Source organism: Pseudomonas putida (assembly GCF_028682635.1).
Taxonomy (GTDB): Bacteria; Pseudomonadota; Gammaproteobacteria; order Pseudomonadales; family Pseudomonadaceae; genus Aquipseudomonas; species Aquipseudomonas putida_AE.
Map to the genome: position 1 here is coordinate 11,340 of NZ_JANHLK010000025.1, position 21,604 is coordinate 32,943.

Here is a 21,604-nt window from a genome sequence, read left to right on the forward strand (position 1 = left end):
TGACAGAGGGCTTCGATATGAGAAGCACCGATCAACCGGACGTCTTTAACCTGCAACGCTTTATCCAGGCGCAGAACCCGGTGTTCGACCGGGTTCAAGCCGAACTGGAGGCCGGCCACAAGCGCAGTCACTGGATGTGGTTCATTTTTCCGCAATTTGCCGGGCTGGGTGACAGCGACATGTCGCGCCGCTTCGCGATCCGCTCCCGGCAGGAAGCACAGGCCTATCTCGATCACCCGCTGCTGGGTGCCCGGCTAAGGACTTGTACCCAGCAAGTGCTGGACATCCCGCAGCGCTCGGTGGCAGCGATTTTCGGCCATCCCGACGACCTGAAGTTTCGCTCCTCGATGACCATGTTTGCCCAGATAGCGGCCGCCGACAGCCTCTTTCATCAAGCCTTGAACCAGTATTTCCACGGCATCCTGGATGACTGGACGCTGTCGCTGATGGACTCAAAACAAGCCCAGTTGCCCCCCCACCAGGGTTGAGAAATCGTCGTCGACAAACGGCAGGATCGCGTCCGCCACCGGTTGCAGCTGCCGGCTGATGTAGTGGTCGTAATCGATGGGCGCACTGCGGATTTCCAGCGGCTCGGGGCCGGCGACGGTGATCACGTAGCTGATCCAGCCGCCATTCTGGTACTGCCGCGGGCGGCCCTGGCGGTCATTGTAATCGTCGGCAATGCGCGCCGCCCGTACATGAGGCGGGACGTTGCGCTGGTAGTCGTCAAGCGTGCGGCGCAGGCGCTTGCGGTAGATCAAACGCTCGTCGAACTCACCGGCCAGGGTCTTGCGCACGTACTCGCGCACATAGTCCTGATAGGGCTTGCGGTGGAAGATCAGCGAATACAGCTCCTGCTGGAATTGCCGGGCCAGCAGCGACCAGTCGGTGCGCACGGTTTCCAGGCCCTTGTAGACCATCTCGTCACTGCCATCGGCGCGCGTGACCAACCCCGCGTAACGCTTCTTGCTGCCCTCCTCCGCACCGCGAATGGTCGGCATGAGGAAGCGTTTGTAGTGGGTTTCGAACTGCAGCTCCAGCACGCTCTCCAGGCCGTACTCGCGGCGTACATGCTCGCGCCACCACTGGTTGACGTGATCGACCAGCGCGCGGCCGATCTGCGCGGCTTCCTGCTGGCCGTGGGCGCGCCGCAGCCAGACGAAGGTCGAGTCGGTGTCGCCGTAGATCACCGTGTGGCCCTGGGCCTCGATCAGCTCACGGGTGCGCAGCATGATCTCGTGGCCACGCAAGGTGATGGATGACGCCAGGCGCGTGTCGAAGAAGCGGCAGCCACTGGAGCCCAGCACGCCATAGAACGCGTTCATGATGATCTTCAGCGCCTGGGACAGCGGCGCGTTGTGCTCTCGCTTGGCGGTTTCCCGGCCTTCGGCGACCCGGGCGACGATGGCCGGCAGGCAATGCCGGGTGCGGGAGAACCGTGCGCCGCGAAAACCCGGTACCGAATCCTGGTTGTCGGGGTGCTTGAGCCCTTCGATCAGGCCTACCGGGTCGATGAGGAAGGTGCGGATGATCGACGGATAGAGGCTTTTGTAGTCGAACACCAGTACTGACTCGTACAGCCCCGGCTGCGAGTCCATGACAAAACCGCCGGGGCTGGCTTGCGCCGGCTTGCTGCCAAGGTTGGGCGCCACGAAGCCCTGGCGATGCATCAGCGGCATGTACAGGTGGGTGAACGCAGCCACTGAGCCGCCCATGCGATCGGCCGGCAACCCGGTGACACTGGCCCGCTCCAGGAGGAACTTGAGCAGTTCGGTCTTGGCGAAGATCCGCGTGACCAGCTCGCAGTCCTTGAGGTTGTACTTGGCCAGCGCCGGCTTGTCCTCGGCGAACATGCGGTTGATTTCATCCATGCGCTGGTACGGGTTATCGATGGCCTTGCCTTCGCCCAGCAGGGTTTGCGCGACGTTTTCCAGGCTGAAAGAGGGGAAGCTCCAGGTCGCCGAGCGCAAGGATTCGATGCCGTCGATGATCAGCCGGCCGGCGGCGGAGGCAAAATAGTGGTTGCCGCTGCCGTGTTCGCGCCATTGCATTTCCTCGCCGCCACGCCCCAGTTTCAGCGGCACGCCCAGGCGCCGAGCGTGCTCGTGCAACACTCGCAGGTCGAACTGCACGACGTTCCAGCCGATGATGGCGTCGGGGTCGTGGCGGGCGAACCATTCATTGAGCTTTTTCAGCAGCAGGGTTCGCGACTCGCAGTACTCAAGTTGGAAATCCACTGCGCTGTGGTCGCCATTGGGCGGGCCGAGCATGTAGACCTGACGCTCGCCGCAGCCTTCCAGGGCGATGGAATACAACTCGGCCTGGGCGGTGGTCTCGATGTCCAGGGACACCAGTTTCAGGCTGGGTCGGTAGTCGGGGTCGGGTTTCATCTGTGCATCGAGCAGCAGGCCATCGGCATCCGGTGTACCGCCAAAACGTACCGGTGCGGTAATGAACCGTTCCATCATGTAGCGCTCCGGCGGGCGCACATCGGCCTCGTACACTTCGACGCCTGCCCGGCGCAGCGCGGTTTCCAGGCGCATCAGTTGCCCGTGCTGCCGGCAATACAGGCCGAGCACCGGGCGATGTTCGAAATCCAGCAGGGCCAGGGGCTTGAGCTCGACGTTCTTTTCGTCGCACAACAGCGCCTCGGCCTGCTCGCGCTGCTCGGCCGGGATGAACGCCACCGACGGTTGATGAGGCAGGCGGATGCGCCGGGGGCCGCTGTCGGTCGCCAGCCAGAACTCGACTTCGGTGCCCGCCGGTGTGTCGCGCCAATGCCGGGTCAGGACGAAGCCCTGGGGTAAATCCACCACTGCAAACCTCAACGTTGATTCAGAGGGTGATTCTACGCGTTAGCCTGGAAAAGATCGCAGCCTTCGGCAGCTCCTACAGAAGAACGCATTCCCCCTGTAGGAGCTGCCGAAGGCTGCGATCTTTTTGGTTTTACAGAAAAAAACCGCCGAATGACGTTTTTTGCATGCTATCTGCCGCATTCGCCCTTGCCCTCAACGCCTGGGTCTACGATCCTTCAAGGACAACGACAACACCCGGGAAACCGCCATGAAAACCGTCGCGCAACTGCTCAAGATGAAAGATCAGAAGAACCAGGAAGTGCACCAGATCAAACCGGATCACATGGTGCTCGAAGCGCTGATGAAGATGGCTGAAAAAAACGTCGGTGCCTTGCTGGTGGTGGAGAATGACGAGGTGCTGGGCATCATCAGTGAGCGCGACTACGCGCGCAAACTGGTGCTGCATGGCCGCTCCTCGGTGGGTACGCCGGTACGCGACATCATGGTATCGCCCGTCATTACCGTGGACACCCATCAAACCGTCGACACCTGCCTGGGCATCATGTCCGACAGACGCCTGCGCCACCTGCCGGTGGTGGAAAACGGCAAGTTGATCGGCCTGCTGTCGATCGGCGACCTCGTCAAGGAAGCCATCGCCGAACAGGCCGAGCTGATTCGCCAGCTGGAGCAATACATCCGCGGCGAATGATGAGTCCTCTGTACCTGTAGGAGCGAGCTTGCTCGCGATGGTGGATCAGCTGCACAGGTGTCGACTGACACACCATCGCGAGCAAGCTCGCTCCTACAGGGGGAGTTGATAGGTTTACGAAGGCCAATGCCGGGCAAACACCGGCGCCAATGTCGGGTGCCGGTCAATCCGTTCCAGCCAGGCGGAAAAACCCGGCCGGGTACGGCGCAAATGCTCGCGGCTGCCCGCCCACCGCGTGACCACCGCCGCCAGCACATCCAGGGCTCCCGGTGTCTCGTCACCCAAATACAACTCCGCGGAAAACTGGTCGGCAAACACTTCCCAACTCCAGTGCAGACGCTGCCGGGCACCGGCCATGAGGTTTTGCCGCGACGCTTCATCCGCCCCGGCCAGCCAGCGTTCGGGGTAATCGATGATGCCGATGGCCGCATAACAATTGCTGACGATGAACGCCAGGCCACGAATGGCCTGGTCACGGTCGGCAGGGTCGGCCGGCAACAGGTTCGACTGCGGAAACGTCAGCCCGAGATGAATCAGGATCGCCGCGCTCTCGGTGAGGATGCCGCCGTCGGGCAGCTGCAGCGTCGGAATCTGCTTGAGCGGATTGAGCTTCTCCAATGCCTGGGCGGCCTCCGGGGAGGTCTCGACATCGATGAAGCGATAGGCGATCTCGCACAGCTCCAGTGCAGCCTCGATCGCCGCCGCGCCAGAGTTCTGATGTCCGTAGAGTTGATACATGCACGCCTCCTGATTGGCCGAGATCAGCACCCGCTATGCAGTGTAGAAGGCGCCATCGACCACGCCTCGACCGTCCGACGACTGTAACATCACGGCCATCAAGGGAATTGCAGCGCCGCGTTCAACGCGCCATGCAGCGCTGGTAACGCTCGTCGACCCGTTTGGCGAACCAGGCGGTGGTGAGCTTGCGGGTGATTTTCGGGCTTTGCAGCACGATGCCCGGCAGTACCGCCCGCGGCAGGGCACGACCTTCGGCCTGTTCGGCCAGGGCGAAGACCCGCTGATAGAGCTCGCTGTCCTCGAACGCCAGGGTGTTGCCCTCCTCCAATTGATCCCTGATCGTCGGGTTGCGCATGCCCAGCTGCTTGCCCAGGGTGCGCACCGCCAGTTCGGTACTGCCGGGCATGATCGAATCGTAGCGGACCAGGTCGCCGTCCAGCGCCAGTGGAATGCCCGAGGCCCGGCTCACGGCGTTCTGGAAGGCGGCATTGCGACTGGCGTACCAACCGGCGTTGAAATCGGCGAAGCGGTACAAGGGTTGCTTGTAGCTCACCGGATAACCGAGCAAATGCGCGATGCCGAAGTACATGCCGCCGCGCCGGGTAAAGACTTCGCGTCGTATCGACCCCTCCACCGGATACGGATAGCCTTTGGCCTGCTGTTCGGCAAAGTCGATGCTGACCTGCATCGGCCCGCCGGTGTGCACCGGGTTGAAGCCGGCGAACAGGGTCTTGCCCATGGGCACCATGCCGATGAAGTCATCGAAAATCGCGCTCAGTTCCCGTTCGCTGCGTGCCGCATTCAGCCGGTCGCTGTAGGTCTTGCCGTTGGGCGAACTCACCCGCAGCGCACCGCTGACCAACAGTTCGGGGATATGCGCCTTGGATGCCCGGAGATCGATCTCGTCCCGGGCGATCTTGCCCAGCCCCGGCACGCGGGGATCAACCTGGAAGGTCGATTCCTGCTCGGTGACCGCCAGCACGGCACAAATGTTTTGCGTGGTCGGTGCAATGTCCTGCGCGGCAAACGCGGCATAGATGTCCGTGGCCCACCCCTGGCGATCGACGGTCTTGGCCGGCAGCAGGCGCACGATCTGCGCCTTGACCTCGGCGGGCTTGCGCGCCAGCGGTTCCTGGGTGCGCTGGCTGCTGCAGCCGGCCAGCACCAGTAACGCGGTGATGCTCATGATCAATCGATGGGCTTGCATGTTGCTCCAGGGCGTTCGTTTAACCGGGTAACCATACGACCAATGGCATGGCCCAGGCTATGACCGTGGCGTGAGCCCGGCTGTTCCTCTGGTGCCCATGAAACGTTACCTACACACCGTCATACAAATTGATTGCAGGATATGACTGAGAACTCCTATCATTCGCGCCAGGAGTCGCATTTGCGCAAGGAGTTCCGCGCCGTCATAACTTTTTTATCAGCGGCGGCGCCGCCCAGGAACCCATTCCATCATGACTCCAGCCCGAACCGGCATACCCTACCGTCCTACGCTACTGGCCTTGTTTTGCTCATTGTCGGTCACGGCCCACGCCGCGACACCCGCGCCAACCAACTCTTCAGCGCTGGTGCTGGACAACGTCAACGTCAATGCCCAGGCGCCCTCTTCGTCCGACCTGCCCCCGGTATACGCTGGCGGCCAGGTCGCGCGCGGTGGGCAACTGGGGGTGCTGGGCAACCAGGACATCATGGACGTGCCCTTCAGCGTCACCGCCTACACCGAAGAACTGATCCGCGACCAGCAAGCCGAAACCGTGGGCGATGTGCTGCTTAACGACTCGTCGGTGCGCCAGGCCTCCGGGTTTTCCAACCAGGCCCAGACCTTCATGATCCGCGGGCTGCCACTGAACGGCGACGACATCTCCTTCAACGGCCTGTACGGCATTTTGCCGCGGCAGATCATTTCCACCGACGCCCTGGAGCGCGTCGAAGTGTTCAAGGGCCCGAACGCCTTCATCAATGGCGTGACTCCTTCCGGCTCGGGCATCGGCGGCGGCGTCAACCTGCAACCCAAGCGCGCCGCTGACGTGCCTTTGCGGCGCTTCACCACCGACATCAGCGATGAAGGGCGTATCGGCGAACACCTGGACGTCGGCCAGCGCTTCGGCGAGGACAACCGCTTCGGCGCACGGATCAACCTGTCCCAGCGTGAAGGCGATACCGCCATCGACGATGAAAACCAGCGCTCCAAGCTGTTCGCCATAGGCCTCGACTACCGCGGCGATGCCCTGCGCCTGTCCGGCGACTTCATCTATTCCAAGGAGCGCATCAACGGCGGCCGCAGCTCGGTCAACCTCGGCAATACCACGCACATCCCGGATGCGCCATCGGCCGACACCAATTATGCGCAGAAGTGGGGCTTCAGCCAGATCGAAGATACCTTCGGCATGCTGCGCGCCGAGTACGACCTCAATGAAAGCTGGACCGCCTACGCCGCCGCTGGCGCCAAGCACACCCGCGAAGTCGGCAAGTACGACGGCACTACCCTGGTCGGCAACGATGGCAGTTCCGTGACCACCGGCTCGTTCATTCCCCATGACGAGGACAACAGCAGCGCCATGGGCGGCCTCAACGGCAAGTTCGCCACCGGCCCGGTCAGTCACCGGCTCAATTTCGGCCTGGCCGGGATCTGGACCCAGCAGCGCAATGCCTTTGATTTCGACCTGACCCGCTACCCCAACAACATCTACCACCCGGTCGACGTGCCGGCGCCCCAGGGCGGTTTCTCCGGCGGCGACCTGCACGATCCGGGCATCACCGGCAAAACCTTCGTGCGCAGCGGCGCGGTGTCCGACACCCTGGGCTTTTTCGATGATCGCCTGCTGGTGACCGTCGGTGTGCGTCGCCAGCAACTGGTGGTCCAGGGTTATGCCTATGGCACCGGAACCCGCACCTCCAACTATGACGAATCGATCACCACCCCGGTGTACGGCATCGTGTTCAAGCCGTGGGAACACGTGTCGTTCTACGCCAACCGTATCGAAGGCCTGGCCGAAGGCCCGACAGCCCCCAACACTGCCGGCTCGCGGGTGGTGGTCAACGGCGGTGAAGTCTTTGCCCCGGCCCGCTCCAAACAGCTCGAAGCCGGTGTGAAGGTCGACATGGGCACCTACGGCGCCACCTTCGGCGTCTATCGCATCGAACAACCGGCCGATGGCTACACCGAAGTCATCGACGCCGGCACCGCGCGCTTCGTGCACAAGGGCGAGCAGGTCAACAAAGGCGTGGAACTCAACGTCTTCGGCGAACCCCTCGACGGCCTGCGCCTGCTCAGCGGAGTCACCGTGATGGACACCGAACTGAAGAAAACCCAGGGTGGCCTCAACGACGGTAACCGGGCCATTGGCGTGCCGACCTTCCAGTTCAACGCCAGCGTCGATTGGGACGTCCCCGGCCTGCAAGGCGTCGCGTTGAACGGTCGGATGTTGCGCACCGGCGGTCAATACGCCGACGCGGCGAACAACCTCAGCCTGCCGACCTGGAACCGCATCGATGCCGGAGCCCGCTACGCCTTCAAGGTGCAGGAAAAGGACGTGACCTTGCGCTTTGGCGTGGAAAACGTGGCCAACAAGAAGTACTGGGAATCGGCCCAGGGCGGCTTCCTGACCCAAGGCGAACCACGGGTGGCCAAGCTGTCGGGGACTATCGACTTCTGATTATGTGGGAACGAGCTTGCTCGCGATGGTCGTGAACGATAACGCGCGCTTTCCGGGCAGCGCGGCGCACCTGAGATCATCGCGAGCAAGCTCGCTCCCACAGGTATTTTTCCATTCAGCGGTCAGCCTGGCCGCTGCGCAAGGCTGGACCATACTTGCTGCACACGGCAATGAGGACTGGTTTATGCAGCGTAGCGATGTATTGATCATCGGGGCCGGCCCGACCGGGCTGGTCCTGGCGCTATGGCTGAGCAAACTGGGGGTGCGCGTGCGGATCGTCGACAAGACCTCTGCACCGGGCACCACCTCGCGGGCGCTGGCGGTGCAGGCGCGCACACTGGAGCTGTATCGCCAGCTGGACCTGGCCGACGCCATCGTGCAAAAGGGTCATCAGGTAGCGGCCGCCAATTTCTGGGTAAAAGGCCAGCCCGTGGCGCGCCTGCCGTTGAGCCGCGTCGGCGAGGGCCTGACGCCCTACTCCTTCCTCGAAATCTTCCCCCAGGACGAACACGAACGGCTATTGATCGAGCGCCTGCAATCCTTCGGCATCACGGTGGAACGCAACACCGAACTCGAAGGTTTCGAGCAAACCGATGACGGCATCAGCGCCACGCTGCGCCTGCCCGACGGTCAGCAGGAAACCTGTCAGGCCTGCTACCTGGCCGGTTGCGACGGCGCCCGTTCGATCGTGCGCAAGACCCTCGACACCGGTTTTCCCGGCGGTACCTACCAGCAGGTGTTCTACGTCGCCGACGTCCAGGCCAGCGGCCCGGCCTTCAATGGCGAATTGCATGTGGACCTGGATGAAGCGGATTTCCTTGCAGTATTCCCGCTGGCCGGCAGCGGTCGAGCGCGCTTGATCGGCACCGTGCGCGACGAACGCGCCGAACAGGCGCACACCCTGCAATTCGAAGACGTGAGCAGTCGCGCCATCGAACATATGCAGGTCAAGATTGAGCAACTGAACTGGTTCTCGACCTACCGCGTGCATCATCGGGTGGCCGATCACTTTCGCAGCGCCCGCGCCTTCCTGTTGGGCGATGCTGCCCATGTGCACAGCCCCGCCGGGGGCCAGGGCATGAACACCGGGATTGGCGATGCCATCAACCTGGCCTGGAAACTCGCGGCGGTCCTGAGCGGCGGTGCCGAGGCAAAACTGCTCGATACCTACGAAACCGAGCGCATCGCCTTCGCCCGCAGACTGGTGGCCACCACTGACCGGGTGTTTACTTTCGTCACCGCCGAAGGGCCTATCGCCGACTTGCTGCGCACACGGCTGGCACCCTTCCTGATTCCGAAAATGGCCTCGTTCGAAACCACCCGCGAGTTCCTGTTTCGCACGGTGTCGCAGATCACCCTGAACTATCGCGGCATGCCCTTGAGCACGGGGGTCGCCGGGCACGTGCATGGCGGCGATCGCCTGCCGTGGGCCCATGACGGTGAAGGGGACAATTTTGGGCCGCTCAAATGCCCGACCTGGCAGGTGCACGTGTATGGCGACACCAGCGACGAGATGATCGCCTGGTGCCACGAGCACCATTTGCCGCTGCATGTATTCTACTGGCGCCCGGCATTCGAAGCGGCGGGCCTTGGGCGTAACGGCTTTTACCTGTTACGCCCGGACACCTATGTGGCGATCGCCGAAACCTGCTCGGACCCCAAGGTCATCGAACGGTATTTCCGCGATCACGGCATCCGCCCGTATTTTGGCGCGCCCTGACTGGTTTTTTTCAGATTCCGGCCAGTGCCAGGTCCATCGCAAAGTAGGTGAAAATCAGGTCGGCCCCTGCGCGCTTGATCGCGCCGAGGCTTTCGCGCACCACACGATCCTCGTCGATGGCCCCGGCCTGGGCGGCGAACTTGATCATCGCGTACTCGCCGCTCACCTGATACGCCGACAATGGCAGGCGCGAGGCTTCGCGAATGTCGCGGATGATGTCCAGGTACGCACCGGCCGGCTTGACCATCAGCGCGTCGGCGCCTTCCTGCTCGTCCAGCAGCGACTCACGCACCGCCTCACGGCGATTCATCGGGTTCATCTGGTAGCTTTTGCGGTCGCCCTTGAGCGCGCTGCCCCCGGCTTCGCGGAACGGACCATAAAGCGCCGAGGCGAACTTGGTCGAATAGGCCATGATCGGCGTCTGGGTGAACCCGGCGGCATCCAGTGCCCGGCGAATGGCCTGGACCTGCCCGTCCATGGCCGCGGACGGGGCAATCACGTCAGCGCCGGCACGGGCGGCGGCCACCGCCTGTTTGCCGAGGTTGAGCAGGGTCTGGTCGTTATCGACCTCGTGATTGTGCATCACGCCACAATGCCCGTGGTCGGTGTACTCACAGAAACAGGTGTCGGACATGACGATCATTTCCGGCACCGCATCCTTGGCGATGCGCGACATGCGCGACACCAGGCCGTTGTCGTGCCAGGTGTCGCTGCCATCGCTGTCCAGGTGGTGGGACACGCCGAAGGTCATCACCGACTTGATCCCGGCCCGGGCATAACGCTCGATCTCGCCAGCCAGCTTCGACTCGGGAATGCGCATCACCCCGGGCATGCTCTTGATCGGCACGAAGTCGTCGATTTCTTCTTCAACGAAAATCGGCAGCACCAGATCGTTCAGGCTGAATTCGGTTTCCTGGAACAGACTGCGCAGGCTCGCATTGCGGCGCAGACGGCGGGGACGTGCTTCGGGGAACTGACTGGACATGGGTATTCCTGAAAAACGGGGGATGAGGCGAAGGTTGTAAAGGAGGCAGCTTATGCCCTGCGAGGCGCAGGGCACAAATGTCGAACGCTCAAGACTTCGTTACCGGATCGGCAACAATCGTTCGAGCCAACACCAATCCCACAGGGGGGGGTTATTGCATGGATCAGTTCGAGATTGGTTTCGGAATTTCCAGCCCGCGCTTCACCGCCGGCCGCGCGAGGAATTTCTCCAGCACCCGGGTGACGTTGGGGAAGTTCTGGATACCCACCAGATCGCCCGCTTCATAGAAGCCGATCAGGTTGCGCACCCACGGGAAGGTCGCGATGTCGGCGATGGTGTAACGCTCGCCCATGATCCAGTCGCGCCCTTCAAGTCGCTTGTCGAGGACGCTGAGCAGGCGTCGGCTTTCTTCCACATAGCGGTCGCGTGGACGCTTGTCTTCGAAGTCCTTGCCGGCGAATTTATTGAAGAAACCAAGCTGGCCGAACATCGGACCAATGCCACCCATCTGAAACATCAGCCACTGAATGGTCTCGTATCGCGCTGCCGATTCCTGGGCCAGCAACTGCCCGCTCTTGTCGGCGAGGTAGATCAGGATCGCCCCGGACTCGAACAGCGGCAACGGCTGGTCGTCCGGACCGTGGGGATCGAGAATGGCCGGGATCTTGTTGTTGGGGTTCAGCGACAGGAACTCGGGGGACATCTGGTCGTTGCTCTCGAAGCCCACGCGATGGGGCTCATAGGGCAGGCCGATCTCTTCAAGCATGATCGATACCTTGACGCCATTGGGGGTCGGCAAGGAGTACAGCTGAATCCACTCCGGGTACTGGGCCGGCCATTTTCGGGTGATGGGGAACGCAGACAAATCGGTCATGTGGGCATCCACGGGAAAAATGAGAATGCCGATCATAATGGAGATAACCCGGGCTGCGGCGTCTGGCGCCATGAATATCAATGATGGTGGAGATCAAGCGAGATCACGGCGCGCTGGCGTGCCGGCTAGTGTAGGGTGTCCATAATTTCGCAACATCCTGTCGATAACCTTTGCTCCAACCCGTGCAAGGTTACCGGTAAAGTGCTGCGCTCTCGGCCGGAATCGAACCAAACGGGCCTCAGAGGACTCTGAGATGCGTCCCTTTGATACGGACCGGCTTCACGACATGGAAAACACCCGACGCAGGAAAGTCGCGGTGCAAAGGTTTGTCAGCCTTAACTCAATGCGCTGAAGAACCGTTTACTCCATGATCAATCCGTTGAAATTCACCCAACACTTCAAACGTCGCGCTTATTTGATCCTGCCCGCCTTGCTGGTGACCAGCGCGTTGTTTTTGGCGCTGGAGGCCCGTGAAAGTCGCGCCCAGCCGGCGGATGGCACCCAGACCCTGGTGTTCCTGCGCCATGCGGAAAAGCCTGAGGGCGGCCTGGGCCAGCTCAATTGCCAGGGTTTGAACCGCGCCATCGACCTGGCCACCCTGCTGCCGGAAAAATTCGGCAAGGCCGACTACGTGTTTGCCGCCAACCCGACGCGCAACGTCGAGGAAGGCGAACTGGACAACTCCTACAGCTACATCCGCCCCTTGATGACCATCAGCCCCAGCGCGATCAAGCTCGGTTTGCCGGTGAACATCAACTTCTCGGCCAACGACACCAGCGACCTGGCCGATGAACTGCTGCACGACAAGTACCACAACTCGGTCATCTACACCGCCTGGTCCCACGGCTATCTGCCGGAATTGATCAACAAGGTCGCCGGTGAAGCCGTTGGCCAGAAACAGAAGATCACCGAGGACTGGGAGTCCAATGACTACGACTCGCTGTATGTGCTGACCCTGACCTGGCACAACGGCAAGGCCAGTCTGCAGAGCCACAGCTACAAGCAGGGGTTGGACAACGGACAGCAGACTTGCCCGACTTGAATTGGTGCTTTAAGTCTTGTAGTGCCTTGACGGCCCCCTTCGCGAGCAAGCCCGCTCCCACAGTAGATCTTCAGTGAACACAAATTTTGTGTGTGGGAGCGGGCTTGCTCGCGAAGGGGCCGGCAAAACCACCCTCACCCGCGCCGACCACCCCGCTCGCGCAAATACGCCAACACCTCATCTCGCTCCCCCGCAAACTCGATCCGCGCCCCTTTCTTCTCCCGCTGAAAGACATACATCGGGTCGTAATACTCCACCAGCAACCCTTCGATCCACGCCCGGTGCAAATCCACCGCCCCACTGCGCGCCTGCTCGGCCAGCGCGTCTTCCATCAGGATCAGCATCCGCTGGTGCCGTTCACCGCCCAGGCGTTTGCGCACATTGTTCAGGCTCGCCAGCAAACGCTCGGAAAACAGCGCAAAACCTTCCTCGCCATGGGCACCGATGAACTCGGCACACAAATCCACCACGTAATCGCGCAGGATCCGCTCGACTCGCCCCTGCAGGCTGTCTTCGAGCCAGACCATCGGAAACTGCTGCATGCCCTGGTACAACGGCAGTGGCAGCGCGCAACTGCCGACCGCGCGGCTCTCGTCTTCGAGCACGAACTGTTCGATGCCGCGGGCGCGTTTTTTCAACACGTCCACGGCCAGGCAGTTTTCAAAGTCGATGTTGGACGGCTGGCCGGTGACGCGTTTGCCGAAACTGGAACCGCGATGGTTGGCATGCCCCTCGAGGTCCAGGCCGTTGTCCAGTTGCGTGAGCACGTCGGTTTTACCGGTGCCGGTCATGCCGCCCAGTAACACGAAATCGCACTGGGAGACGGCCTGGTCCATGGTTTCCAGGAGGAAGGTACGCAGAGCCTTGTAGCCACCGCCCACCCGCGGATAGTCGATGCCCGCCTCGTCCTTGAGCCATTGCTGGACGATCTGCGACCGCAGCCCGCCACGAAAGCAATACAACAGACCATCAGGATGGGCCCGGGCAAAATCCGCCCAAGCCTGGATGCGCTCGGCCTTGATGGCGCCGGACACTAATTGATGGCCCAACTCGATCGCCGCCTGCTGGCCTTGTTGCTTGTAGCTGGTGCCGATCCGTTGCCGTTCCAGATCGTTCATCAGCGGCAGGTTGACCACGCCGGGGAACGCGCCCTTGAGAAACTCGACCGGCGCACGGGCATCCATCATCGGTCGATCGTTGAGAAAAATATCGCGGTAATCGGTGCAGTCGACAGGCATCAGGACACCTCGACCGCGTGGCTCTGTCGCGCCACCAGTTCGCCGATCGGCGCCAGGTCCAGCCCCAGTTCGGCAGCGACCGCTAGAAACTCGGCGTTGCCTTCAGGCGTCACGGCGATCAGCAGGCCACCGCTGGTTTGCGGGTCGCACAGCACTCGCTTGTGCAGCTCCTGGAGGCGCCCGACCTTGCTGGCGTAGCTGTCGTAATTGCGCAGTGTGCCGCCCGGCACGCAGCCCTGGTCGAGGTAATACTCGACGCCCGGCAAGCGCGGTACCCGGTCATACCCGATGCGCGCGGTGAGGCCGCTGCCGTCGGCCATTTCCACCAGGTGCCCGAGCAGGCCGAAACCGGTGACATCGGTCATCGCCGTCACACCTTCGAGCTTGCCGAAACGGCTGCCGGGTTTGTTCAGGGTGCACATCCAGTCCCGGGCCAGGCCGATATCGGCGTTGCGCAATTTGCCTTTCTTCTCAGCCGTGGTCAGCACGCCGATGCCCAAGGGCTTGGTCAGGTACAACAGGCAGCCGGCCGTGGCCGTGTCGTTGCGCTTCATGTGGCGCTTTTCCACGAGCCCCGTAACGGCCAGGCCGAAGATCGGCTCCGGTGCGTCGATCGAATGCCCGCCAGCCAGGGGAATCCCGGCCTCATCGCACACCGCGCGCCCGCCGCGAATCACTTCCCGGGCAATCTCCGGCGCCAGCACGTTGACCGGCCAGCCGAGGATCGCGATCGCCATCAACGGATCGCCGCCCATGGCGTAGATGTCGCTGATGGCATTGGTGGCGGCAATACGGCCGAAATCGAAAGGATCGTCGACGATCGGCATGAAGAAGTCGGTGGTCGATACCACGCCGCGCTCTGCATCGATGGCATACACCGCCGCATCGTCGCGCGAGGCATTGCCGACCCAAAGTTTCGGATCAAGATTCTGCGCACCGCTGCCGGCCAGGATCACTTCCAGCACCTGGGGAGAAATCTTGCAGCCGCAACCAGCGCCATGGCTGTATTGGGTCAGGCGAATCGGTTCGCTCATAGGGCACCTCATGGGGTCAATGGGGCCGATTCTAGCAGAGCGGCCGCTGCCTCTGTGGCAGTGAGCCGGCTCGCGAAGCGGTCATGAATTCACCGTCCGCCAATCCGAATGAATTTTCCCATCGCCCAACGATCCCTCTATGTACACAGGGAGGAAGAAAGGCTCTATGAACAACGCAAAACTGTTCGTCATTGAATACACTCTTCATGGCGTCCCCAAGTCGTTCATCATCCGTCTGGACAAAATGGACAACGCGGAGGCATGGCATTGGGCAAGCTGCGACGCGGGGGTCGGACGTATCCCTCGCTTCGGCCGCGAAAAAGTGCAGAAGACCAGCAAACCGATGGCGGAAAAATTCGGCGTGGAAAACGTCAAGTGGCGCCCGGCCGGTTAACCCGGCAGCGCTCAGGATTGGGGGATCAGCAAATGACACTCGTCAGCAGCCCTGCACATCTGGACTACGGTCTGGATACGTTGTTCGGCCGCATCACCAAGAGCACCGAATGCCGGGTCGGCCTGGAACAGGTCGAAGATGATCCAATGCGCTTCGCGATCCGCGTTCCAGCGCCATTGCCGGAAGACCTGGAACAGGCCAAGACGGTGGTGGTGAGGGTCGATGGACGACGCCTGGCCGGCACCGTGCGCCACAGCGAACGGCTTGACGACGACAGCCTGAAACTGGAAGTGGAGCCTGACTAGGCCCCACGTTCCCGCGCTGCAAGTGTCAGTGGGCGCACTTGCAGCCTTTATGGGCGCACTCTTCGCCGTGCTCGTGGTGCTTGGAACAGGCTTCACAGCAGTAATGCTTGCCGTGGCGCACGATCGGATGTTCACCGAGCTTGCAGTTGCATTTCGGACAGTCACAGACGCTTTTTTCATCAGTCATGGCGCTGACTCCTTGGGCAGTGGTCGTCGGCGGGCCGCATCAGCAACCCGTTGTACCAGTGTAGGAGTTGATCAAGCGTACACCTGACCGTTCAACCCGCAACCAGACTGCTGCTGCGGTACATGAACACCAGGGCCAGCCCCAACAGCACCATCGCCAACACCCGGCTCCCCGATAACTCGATGGCCGGATTGCCCAGCCAGCCAAAATTATCGATCAGCATCCCCATCCCCAGTTGCCCGACGATCACCGCCACGGTCGCCACCGCCGTCCCCACCCGTGGCACCGCACCGACCATGACTATCATGTAGACCACGCCAAACACCGCCCCGCTGAGCTGCCACTTCGGCACGTCCAGCAGGCTCGTGGCATGGGCCGGTTCAAAAAAAACGATCAGCAACCCGGTCAGCACCGCGCCCACCACGAAGGTCAGCAAGCTGCTGCGCAACACCCCGACCGTTTCCCCCAGACGCCCGTTGATCGCCGCCTGCACACTCAGGATCGCCCCGGCCGCCACGACCACTGCCAACAAAATAATCAGACTCATCATCAACCCCGTGCAATCAGGACAAGTGCCGCGACAATCAGCAGCAAGGCCAGCCAGCGTTCAGCGTTGACCTTCTTGCGAGTGGTGCCGAACCAGCCGAAATGGTCGATCAGCACACTTTTGCCGACCTGCCCGGACAGGATGGCGATCATGGTCATCGCGATACCGATGTGCGGTGTCGCCAGCGTCAGCACCACGACATAGATCGGCCCGAGAAAACCGCCGATCAGCTGCCAGCGCGGTAATTCGCTCAGCGCCGGGCCCTTTTGCGGGCCGCTGAGCAACAACAGGAAAAACAGGATCGCCGAGCCGACGCCAAAGATGCTCAAGGTCGCCCACAGGTGACCGACCTGAACGCCCAAGGGCCCGAGCAAACCGGCCTCCACGGACAGGCCCATGCCCGCCAGGATCACCAGGGGCAGCAGCAGTAGCCGCAACCCTGGCCGGGTGCTCGGTGCCACTGCAGCACCGACGTTGTCGAGAGAAGAAGACTGCATCGATAAAACTCCGTTCGAGAAACATGGCGCGCATTATCGATTGGCAGTGCTTTGCGATAAATGGGAGCATCCTGACAACACTTTTGCGTAACTCGCACAGCAGGACTGACCATGCACGGCCTCAACGAACTGGGATTCAAGGCACTTCGGCTATTTGTCGCGGTGCTCGATCACGGCAGCTTTTCCGAAGTCGCCCGCCGCGAGGGCCTGGCGCCCTCTTCGATTTCCCGCCAGATCCAGTTGATGGAACAGGCCCTGGGCCAGCAATTGCTTTACCGCCACACGCGCGCCGTCACGCCCACCGAGGCCGGGCGATTGCTGGGTGAACACGCGCGACTGGTACTGGTGCAACTGGAAGAAGCCGAACAGGCGCTGCAGGAACAGCAAAGCGAGCCCAGCGGACTGGTACGGATCAACGCGCCAGTGGTGTTCGGCCAGCGGCATTTGACGCCGTGGCTGGGGCAGTTGTGTGCGCGCTATCCCAAATTGCAACTGGACATTCAGCAGACCGACAGCTATGTCTCGGCGTTACAGGAAGGCGCCGACCTGCTGTTTCGCATTGGCCCAATGCATGACTCCAGCATGCAGGGGCGGATCCTCGCGCCCCATCGCTTTCAGGTCGCGGCGAGCCCGGCGTACCTGCAACGCCACGGCACGCCACAACATCCAGACGATCTCGCTGCTCATCAATGCCTGGCCTACAAAGGCGTGTCAGGCCTGCAGCGCTGGTTTTTCCGCAAAGGCCAATTGCCCTGGACACCCTATACGGTGAAAGGGCCGATCACCGGCAACCACGCCGACACCCTGACCCAGGCCGCCGAGCAGGGCCTGGGGCTGGTGATGTTTCCGTCGTGGTTGATCGGCGAGGCCGTGCGCAACGGCACGCTGGTGCCGGTGCTGGGGGACTACCAGGTGTCCAACAGCCTCGAGCCGCAGCAGATCGCCGTGCTCTGGCCCGGCAGCCGGCGCCTGTCGGTGAAGGTCAGGACGGTGATCGACTTTTTTGTCGAATGCTTTGGCGAAGTGCCGTATTGGGACCTGTAGGAGCCGGCTTGCTGGCGATGCGAGGGTGGCCGTTATGCCGCCTTCGCTGCCGTATGTGAAATCAGAGCACCATCGCCGCAATCCAGCCGAACACCAGCAACGGCAGGTTGTAGTGCAGGAAAGTCGGGACCACGGTGTCCCAGATGTGGTGATGCTGGCCGTCGATGTTCAGGCCTGAAGTCGGCCCAAGAGTCGAATCCGAAGCCGGCGAACCGGCGTCGCCCAATGCACCCGCGGTGCCGACGATACAGACGATGGCGATCGGGCTGAAGCCCAGCTGCACGCACAAGGGCACGAAAATCACCGCCAGGATCGGCACCGTGGAAAACGACGAACCGATGCCCATGGTCACCAACAGCCCGACCAGCAACATCAGCAAGGCGCCGACGGCCTTGCTGTGGCCGATCCACGAGGCCGAGGTTTCGACCAGCGTCTGTACTTCTCCGGTGGCCTTGATCACTTCGCCAAAGCCGGACGCGGCGATCATGATGAAGCCGATCATCGCCATCATCTTCATGCCTTCGGTGAACAGCTCATCGGTGTCACGCCACTTGACGATGCCCGACGCCGAAAAAATCAGGAAACCCACCAACGCGCCGATGATCATCGAATCCAGCAGCAGCTGGATGATGAACGCCGCGGCAATGGCCACGCCGGCAACCATCAGGCTCAGCGGGTTGTACTGCACCGCGACCTGCTCGACCTGTTCGATCTTTGCCAGGTCGTAGACGCGCTTCTTGCGGTAACTGACAAACGCGATCAGCAGGCCTACCACCATGCCCAGTGCCGGGATACCCATGGCGTGAGTCACGTTGATGCCGCTGATATCGACGCCGCTGCGGGCGACGTTGGCCAGCAGGATCTCATTCAGGAAGATGTTGCCGAAGCCCACCGGCAGGAACATGTACGGGGTGATCAGGCCGAAGGTCATGACGCAGGCGATCAACCGGCGATCGAGCTGCAGCTTGGTCAGCACATACAGAAGCGGCGGCACCAGCAATGGAATGAACGCGATATGGATCGGCATGATGTTCTGGGACGCGATGGCCACGACCCACAACAGGCCGATCAGCAGCCATTTGACCTGGCCACCGCCATTGGCATGTTGGCGATCGACCATTGCCAGGGCCTTGTCAGCCAGGGCATGGGCCAGGCCGGACTTGGCAATCGCCACCGCAAACGCGCCGAGCAACGCATAGGACAACGCCACCGTCGCACCACCGCCCAAGCCGCTATTGAACGCCTTGAGGGTCGCGTCGATGCCAAGGCCACCGGTCAGCCCCCCCACCAGCGCCCCTACGATCAGCGCGATGACCACATGCACGCGGGACAGGCTGAGTATCAGCATGATGCCGACCGCGGCAATTACTGCATTCATTGTCGTTACCTCTGGGCAAGCGAAAAGAGTCCGGCCGGCAGTCTGCGAGAGCCGCCAGCGGATAAAGGAACAGGTTTTATTAGAGGGCGCGCACTTTGAAGGAAGCCGCTGCAAGCTGCAAGCCTCAAGCGACAAGTTTTGGCTCAAGAAAGCTGCTTTCAGGCCGTTACAGAGCAAAGTCGCAGATATTTATCGAATAAGGACGCCTCCATGTCGCTCAGACAACTTTCCATTCAATGGAAAATCACCCTGTTGGCCGGCCTCTGCCTGGCGGGCATCGTGACCCTGCTGGTGGGTCTTTCGCTGTATCGCATGGAGCACAGTTCCGCGCTGGTGAAAGCCTCGAGCATGGAGATGCTGACCGAAGCGGCCCAGGCGCGGATCGAGTCCCAGGGTGAAAACCAGGCGCTGATGATCCGCCAGCAGTTCATGGACGCCTATCAATATGGCCATGGTTTCTCGCGCCAGGTGCTGTTCCTGCGCGACCAGGCGGAAAAACGCTTCCTCGATGCCTTCGACCTGCGCGAAGACCTGACCCGCCAGGTCAAGTCGGCACTGCAAGCCAACCCCGACCTGCTCGGACTGTCCCTGGTGTTCGAACCCAACGCCCTGGACGGCAAGGACGAACTGTTCAGCGGCCAGGCGGAGCTGGGGAGCAACGACAAGGGCCGTTTCGCCCTCTATTGGTCGCAGCCGACACCGGGCAAGGTGACCTCCATGGCGCTGCCCGAAAGCGACATGGCCGACACCAGCACCGGCCCCAGCGGCGAACCGGCCAACGCCTGGTTCACCTGCCCGCGCGCGCGCCTCACGCCTTGCGTGATCGAGCCGTACTTCTATGTGATCGACGGCCAGAATGTGCTGATGACCAGCATCGTGTTCCCGTTGATGGTCAACGGCAAGGTCATCGCTTCGCTGTCGGTGGACATCAACCTCAACAGCCTGCAGGCGATCAGCCAAAGCGCGAGCGAGAAGCTCTACGACGGCCAGACCAGCGTCAGCATCGTCAGCCCGGCCGGCCTGCTCGCCGGTTACAGTGCCGATGCCAGCAAACTCAGCCAGCGCCTGGAAGCCGTGGACACCCGCACCGGCGCCGAGCTGATGCGCATGCTCGCCGCCAGCAGCACGACCGCCAGCCTGCACAATAATCAGCAATTGAAAGTGCTGGCGCCATTCCAGCCGATTCCCGGCGGCAAAGCCTGGGGCGTGTTGCTCGACGTGCCGGAAAAAGTCCTGGTCGGCCCGGCCGAGACCCTGAAAAAGCAACTGGATGACAGCAATACCGCCGGCACCCTGACCGAACTCGGCCTGGGCATCCTCGCCGCGCTGATCGGCTTGCTGCTGGTGTGGCTGATGGCGCGCAGCGTGACCCGGCCGATCCTCGGCGTGGCGCACATGCTCCAGGACATCGCCAGCGGTGAAGGTGACCTGACCCGCCGCCTGGCCTATGACAAACAGGATGAACTGGGCCAACTGGCGGGCTGGTTCAACCGTTTCCTCGACAAGCTGCAACCGATCATCGCCGAGGTGAAACGCTCGGTGCAGGACGCCCGCGGCACGGCGGACCAGTCGTCCGCCATCGCCACCCAGACCAGCGCCGGCATGGAGCAGCAATACCGTCAGGTCGACCAGGTCGCGACCGCCTCCCACGAAATGAGCGCAACCGCCCAGGACGTCGCCCGCAGCGCCGCACAAGCGGCACAGGCGGCGCGCGATGCCGATCAGGCAACTCGCCAGGGCCTGACCGTGATCGACCGCACCACCGCGAGCATCGACAACCTCGCCGCCGACATGAGCGCGGCGATGGTCCAGGTCGAAGGCCTGGCGGCCAACAGCGAGAAAATCGGTTCGGTGCTGGAAGTGATTCGCGCGATTGCCGAACAGACCAACCTGCTGGCCCTCAATGCCGCCATCGAAGCCGCCCGGGCCGGTGAAGCCGGGCGCGGTTTTGCCGTGGTGGCCGATGAAGTGCGCAACCTGGCGCGGCGCACCCAGGAGTCGGTCGAAGAAACCCGCGTGGTGATCGAACAACTGCAAAGCGGCACCCAGGACGTGGTCGGTTCGATGGGCAACAGCCACCGCCAGGCCCAGGACAGCGTCGAACAGGTTGGTCAGGCCGTGACGGCGCTGCAGCAGATCGGCGACGCGGTCACCGTGATCAGCGACATGAACCTGCAGATCGCCAGCGCCGCCGAAGAGCAAAGTGCCGTGGCCGAGGAAATCAACCACAACGTGGCGACCATCCGCGACGTCACCGAGTCGCTGTCGGGGCAAGCCAACGAGTCGGCGCGGGTGAGCCAATCGCTCAATCGCCTGGCCAATCAACAGCAGAGCCTGATGGATCAGTTCCGCGTTTAGCCCATACACACATCCAATGTGGGAGCGGGCTTGCTCGCGAATGCGGTGTGTCAGTCAACATGAGTATCGACTGACACACCGCATTCGCGAGCAAGCCCGC

Annotated in this window: 19 protein-coding genes and 2 pseudogenes; 10 read left to right on the top strand and 11 right to left on the bottom strand. The window is 62.1% G+C overall.

From position 1 onward, the window contains the following. Positions 1 to 17 precede the first annotated feature (17 nt). The gene (locus NPS56_RS24525; RefSeq protein WP_274077034.1) at positions 18 to 488 is read left to right on the top strand and encodes a DUF1810 domain-containing protein; all 471 of its coding nucleotides are present in this window, start codon (positions 18 to 20) and stop codon (positions 486 to 488) included. On the opposite strand, the gene NPS56_RS24530 is transcribed toward NPS56_RS24525, so the two are convergent. Further along, entirely contained in the window at positions 453 to 2,813 is a 2,361-nt protein-coding gene (locus NPS56_RS24530) for a DNA polymerase II (protein WP_274077035.1), read from the bottom strand. The genes NPS56_RS24525 and NPS56_RS24530 overlap by 36 nt on opposite strands. Positions 2,814 to 3,063: 250 nt before the next feature. On the opposite strand from NPS56_RS24530, the gene NPS56_RS24535 reads away from it, so the two are divergent. Then, on the top strand, positions 3,064 to 3,504 hold the full coding sequence (locus NPS56_RS24535; RefSeq protein WP_180204955.1) for a CBS domain-containing protein: 441 nt from the start codon (positions 3,064 to 3,066) through the stop codon (positions 3,502 to 3,504). 114 nt (positions 3,505 to 3,618) lie between these two features. On the opposite strand, the gene NPS56_RS24540 is transcribed toward NPS56_RS24535, so the two are convergent. Together NPS56_RS24540 and NPS56_RS24545 are read right to left on the bottom strand one after the other, a co-directional pair. Continuing rightward, positions 3,619 to 4,242, bottom strand: a complete 624-nt coding sequence (locus NPS56_RS24540) for a glutathione S-transferase N-terminal domain-containing protein (RefSeq protein WP_274077036.1) — start codon at positions 4,240 to 4,242, stop codon at positions 3,619 to 3,621. 121 nt (positions 4,243 to 4,363) lie between these two features. Beyond that, on the bottom strand, positions 4,364 to 5,449 hold the full coding sequence (locus NPS56_RS24545) for a DUF1615 domain-containing protein (protein WP_274077037.1): 1,086 nt from the start codon (positions 5,447 to 5,449) through the stop codon (positions 4,364 to 4,366). A 250-nt stretch (positions 5,450 to 5,699) separates the two neighbouring features. Here NPS56_RS24545 and NPS56_RS24550 point away from each other — a divergent pair, with 250 nt between their 5' ends. After that, positions 5,700 to 7,901 carry a TonB-dependent receptor gene (locus NPS56_RS24550; RefSeq protein WP_274077038.1) on the top strand — a complete coding sequence of 734 codons (2,202 nt, stop codon included), beginning with the start codon at positions 5,700 to 5,702 and terminating at the stop codon, positions 7,899 to 7,901. Between the two features lie 184 nt (positions 7,902 to 8,085). Next, a complete protein-coding gene (locus NPS56_RS24555) occupies positions 8,086 to 9,621 on the top strand; it encodes an FAD-dependent oxidoreductase (RefSeq protein WP_274077039.1) in 1,536 nt (511 codons plus the stop codon). Between the two features lie 10 nt (positions 9,622 to 9,631). Here NPS56_RS24555 and hemB read toward each other — a convergent pair whose 3' ends face one another. Then, positions 9,632 to 10,606 carry a porphobilinogen synthase gene (gene hemB, locus NPS56_RS24560; protein WP_274077040.1) on the bottom strand — a complete coding sequence of 325 codons (975 nt, stop codon included), beginning with the start codon at positions 10,604 to 10,606 and terminating at the stop codon, positions 9,632 to 9,634. A gap of 163 nt (positions 10,607 to 10,769) precedes the next feature. Continuing rightward, positions 10,770 to 11,480, bottom strand: a complete 711-nt coding sequence (locus NPS56_RS24565) for a glutathione binding-like protein (protein WP_274077041.1) — start codon at positions 11,478 to 11,480, stop codon at positions 10,770 to 10,772. A gap of 367 nt (positions 11,481 to 11,847) precedes the next feature. On the opposite strand from NPS56_RS24565, the gene NPS56_RS24570 reads away from it, so the two are divergent. Continuing rightward, positions 11,848 to 12,522, top strand: coding sequence for a histidine phosphatase family protein (locus tag NPS56_RS24570; protein WP_274077042.1), 675 nt, complete (start codon positions 11,848 to 11,850; stop codon positions 12,520 to 12,522). 134 nt (positions 12,523 to 12,656) lie between these two features. Here NPS56_RS24570 and mnmH read toward each other — a convergent pair whose 3' ends face one another. Both mnmH and selD read right to left on the bottom strand, forming a co-directional pair. Further along, positions 12,657 to 13,760 carry a tRNA 2-selenouridine(34) synthase MnmH gene (mnmH, locus tag NPS56_RS24575; protein WP_274077043.1) on the bottom strand — a complete coding sequence of 368 codons (1,104 nt, stop codon included), beginning with the start codon at positions 13,758 to 13,760 and terminating at the stop codon, positions 12,657 to 12,659. After that, positions 13,760 to 14,794 (bottom strand): selenide, water dikinase SelD, encoded by a 1,035-nt coding sequence (gene selD, locus NPS56_RS24580; protein ID WP_274077044.1) that lies wholly within the window; start codon positions 14,792 to 14,794, stop codon positions 13,760 to 13,762. The genes mnmH and selD overlap by 1 nt, the downstream gene beginning before the upstream one ends. Before the next feature lie 166 nt (positions 14,795 to 14,960). Here selD and NPS56_RS24585 point away from each other — a divergent pair, with 166 nt between their 5' ends. Both NPS56_RS24585 and NPS56_RS24590 read left to right on the top strand, forming a co-directional pair. After that, positions 14,961 to 15,188 (top strand): DUF6555 family protein, encoded by a 228-nt coding sequence (locus NPS56_RS24585; RefSeq protein WP_020799440.1) that lies wholly within the window; start codon positions 14,961 to 14,963, stop codon positions 15,186 to 15,188. A gap of 32 nt (positions 15,189 to 15,220) precedes the next feature. After that, on the top strand, positions 15,221 to 15,493 hold the full coding sequence (locus NPS56_RS24590) for a hypothetical protein (protein ID WP_274077045.1): 273 nt from the start codon (positions 15,221 to 15,223) through the stop codon (positions 15,491 to 15,493). A 25-nt stretch (positions 15,494 to 15,518) separates the two neighbouring features. Here the strand turns inward: NPS56_RS24590 and NPS56_RS24595 are convergent, their stop codons facing one another. The 3 genes from NPS56_RS24595 to NPS56_RS24605 form a co-directional block, all read right to left on the bottom strand. Next, on the bottom strand, positions 15,519 to 15,680 hold the full coding sequence (locus tag NPS56_RS24595; RefSeq protein WP_274077046.1) for a metallothionein: 162 nt from the start codon (positions 15,678 to 15,680) through the stop codon (positions 15,519 to 15,521). A 91-nt stretch (positions 15,681 to 15,771) separates the two neighbouring features. Continuing rightward, a complete protein-coding gene (locus tag NPS56_RS24600) occupies positions 15,772 to 16,230 on the bottom strand; it encodes a DMT family transporter (protein WP_274077047.1) in 459 nt (152 codons plus the stop codon). Continuing rightward, on the bottom strand, positions 16,230 to 16,724 hold the full coding sequence (locus NPS56_RS24605; RefSeq protein WP_274077048.1) for a DMT family transporter: 495 nt from the start codon (positions 16,722 to 16,724) through the stop codon (positions 16,230 to 16,232). Before NPS56_RS24605 ends, NPS56_RS24600 begins: the two co-directional genes overlap by 1 nt. 111 nt (positions 16,725 to 16,835) lie before the next feature. On the opposite strand from NPS56_RS24605, the gene NPS56_RS24610 reads away from it, so the two are divergent. Then, entirely contained in the window at positions 16,836 to 17,768 is a 933-nt protein-coding gene (locus tag NPS56_RS24610; RefSeq protein WP_274077049.1) for a LysR family transcriptional regulator, read from the top strand. 61 nt (positions 17,769 to 17,829) lie between these two features. On the opposite strand, the gene NPS56_RS24615 is transcribed toward NPS56_RS24610, so the two are convergent. Next, entirely contained in the window at positions 17,830 to 19,146 is a 1,317-nt protein-coding gene (locus tag NPS56_RS24615; protein WP_274077050.1) for a Na+/H+ antiporter family protein, read from the bottom strand. 429 nt (positions 19,147 to 19,575) lie between these two features. On the opposite strand from NPS56_RS24615, the pseudogene NPS56_RS31415 reads away from it, so the two are divergent. Both NPS56_RS31415 and NPS56_RS31420 read left to right on the top strand, forming a co-directional pair. Then, positions 19,576 to 20,646, top strand: a pseudogene (locus NPS56_RS31415) (HAMP domain-containing protein); the annotation flags it as partial. A gap of 345 nt (positions 20,647 to 20,991) precedes the next feature. After that, a pseudogene (locus NPS56_RS31420) lies at positions 20,992 to 21,504 on the top strand (methyl-accepting chemotaxis protein); the annotation flags it as partial. Positions 21,505 to 21,604 lie beyond the last annotated feature (100 nt).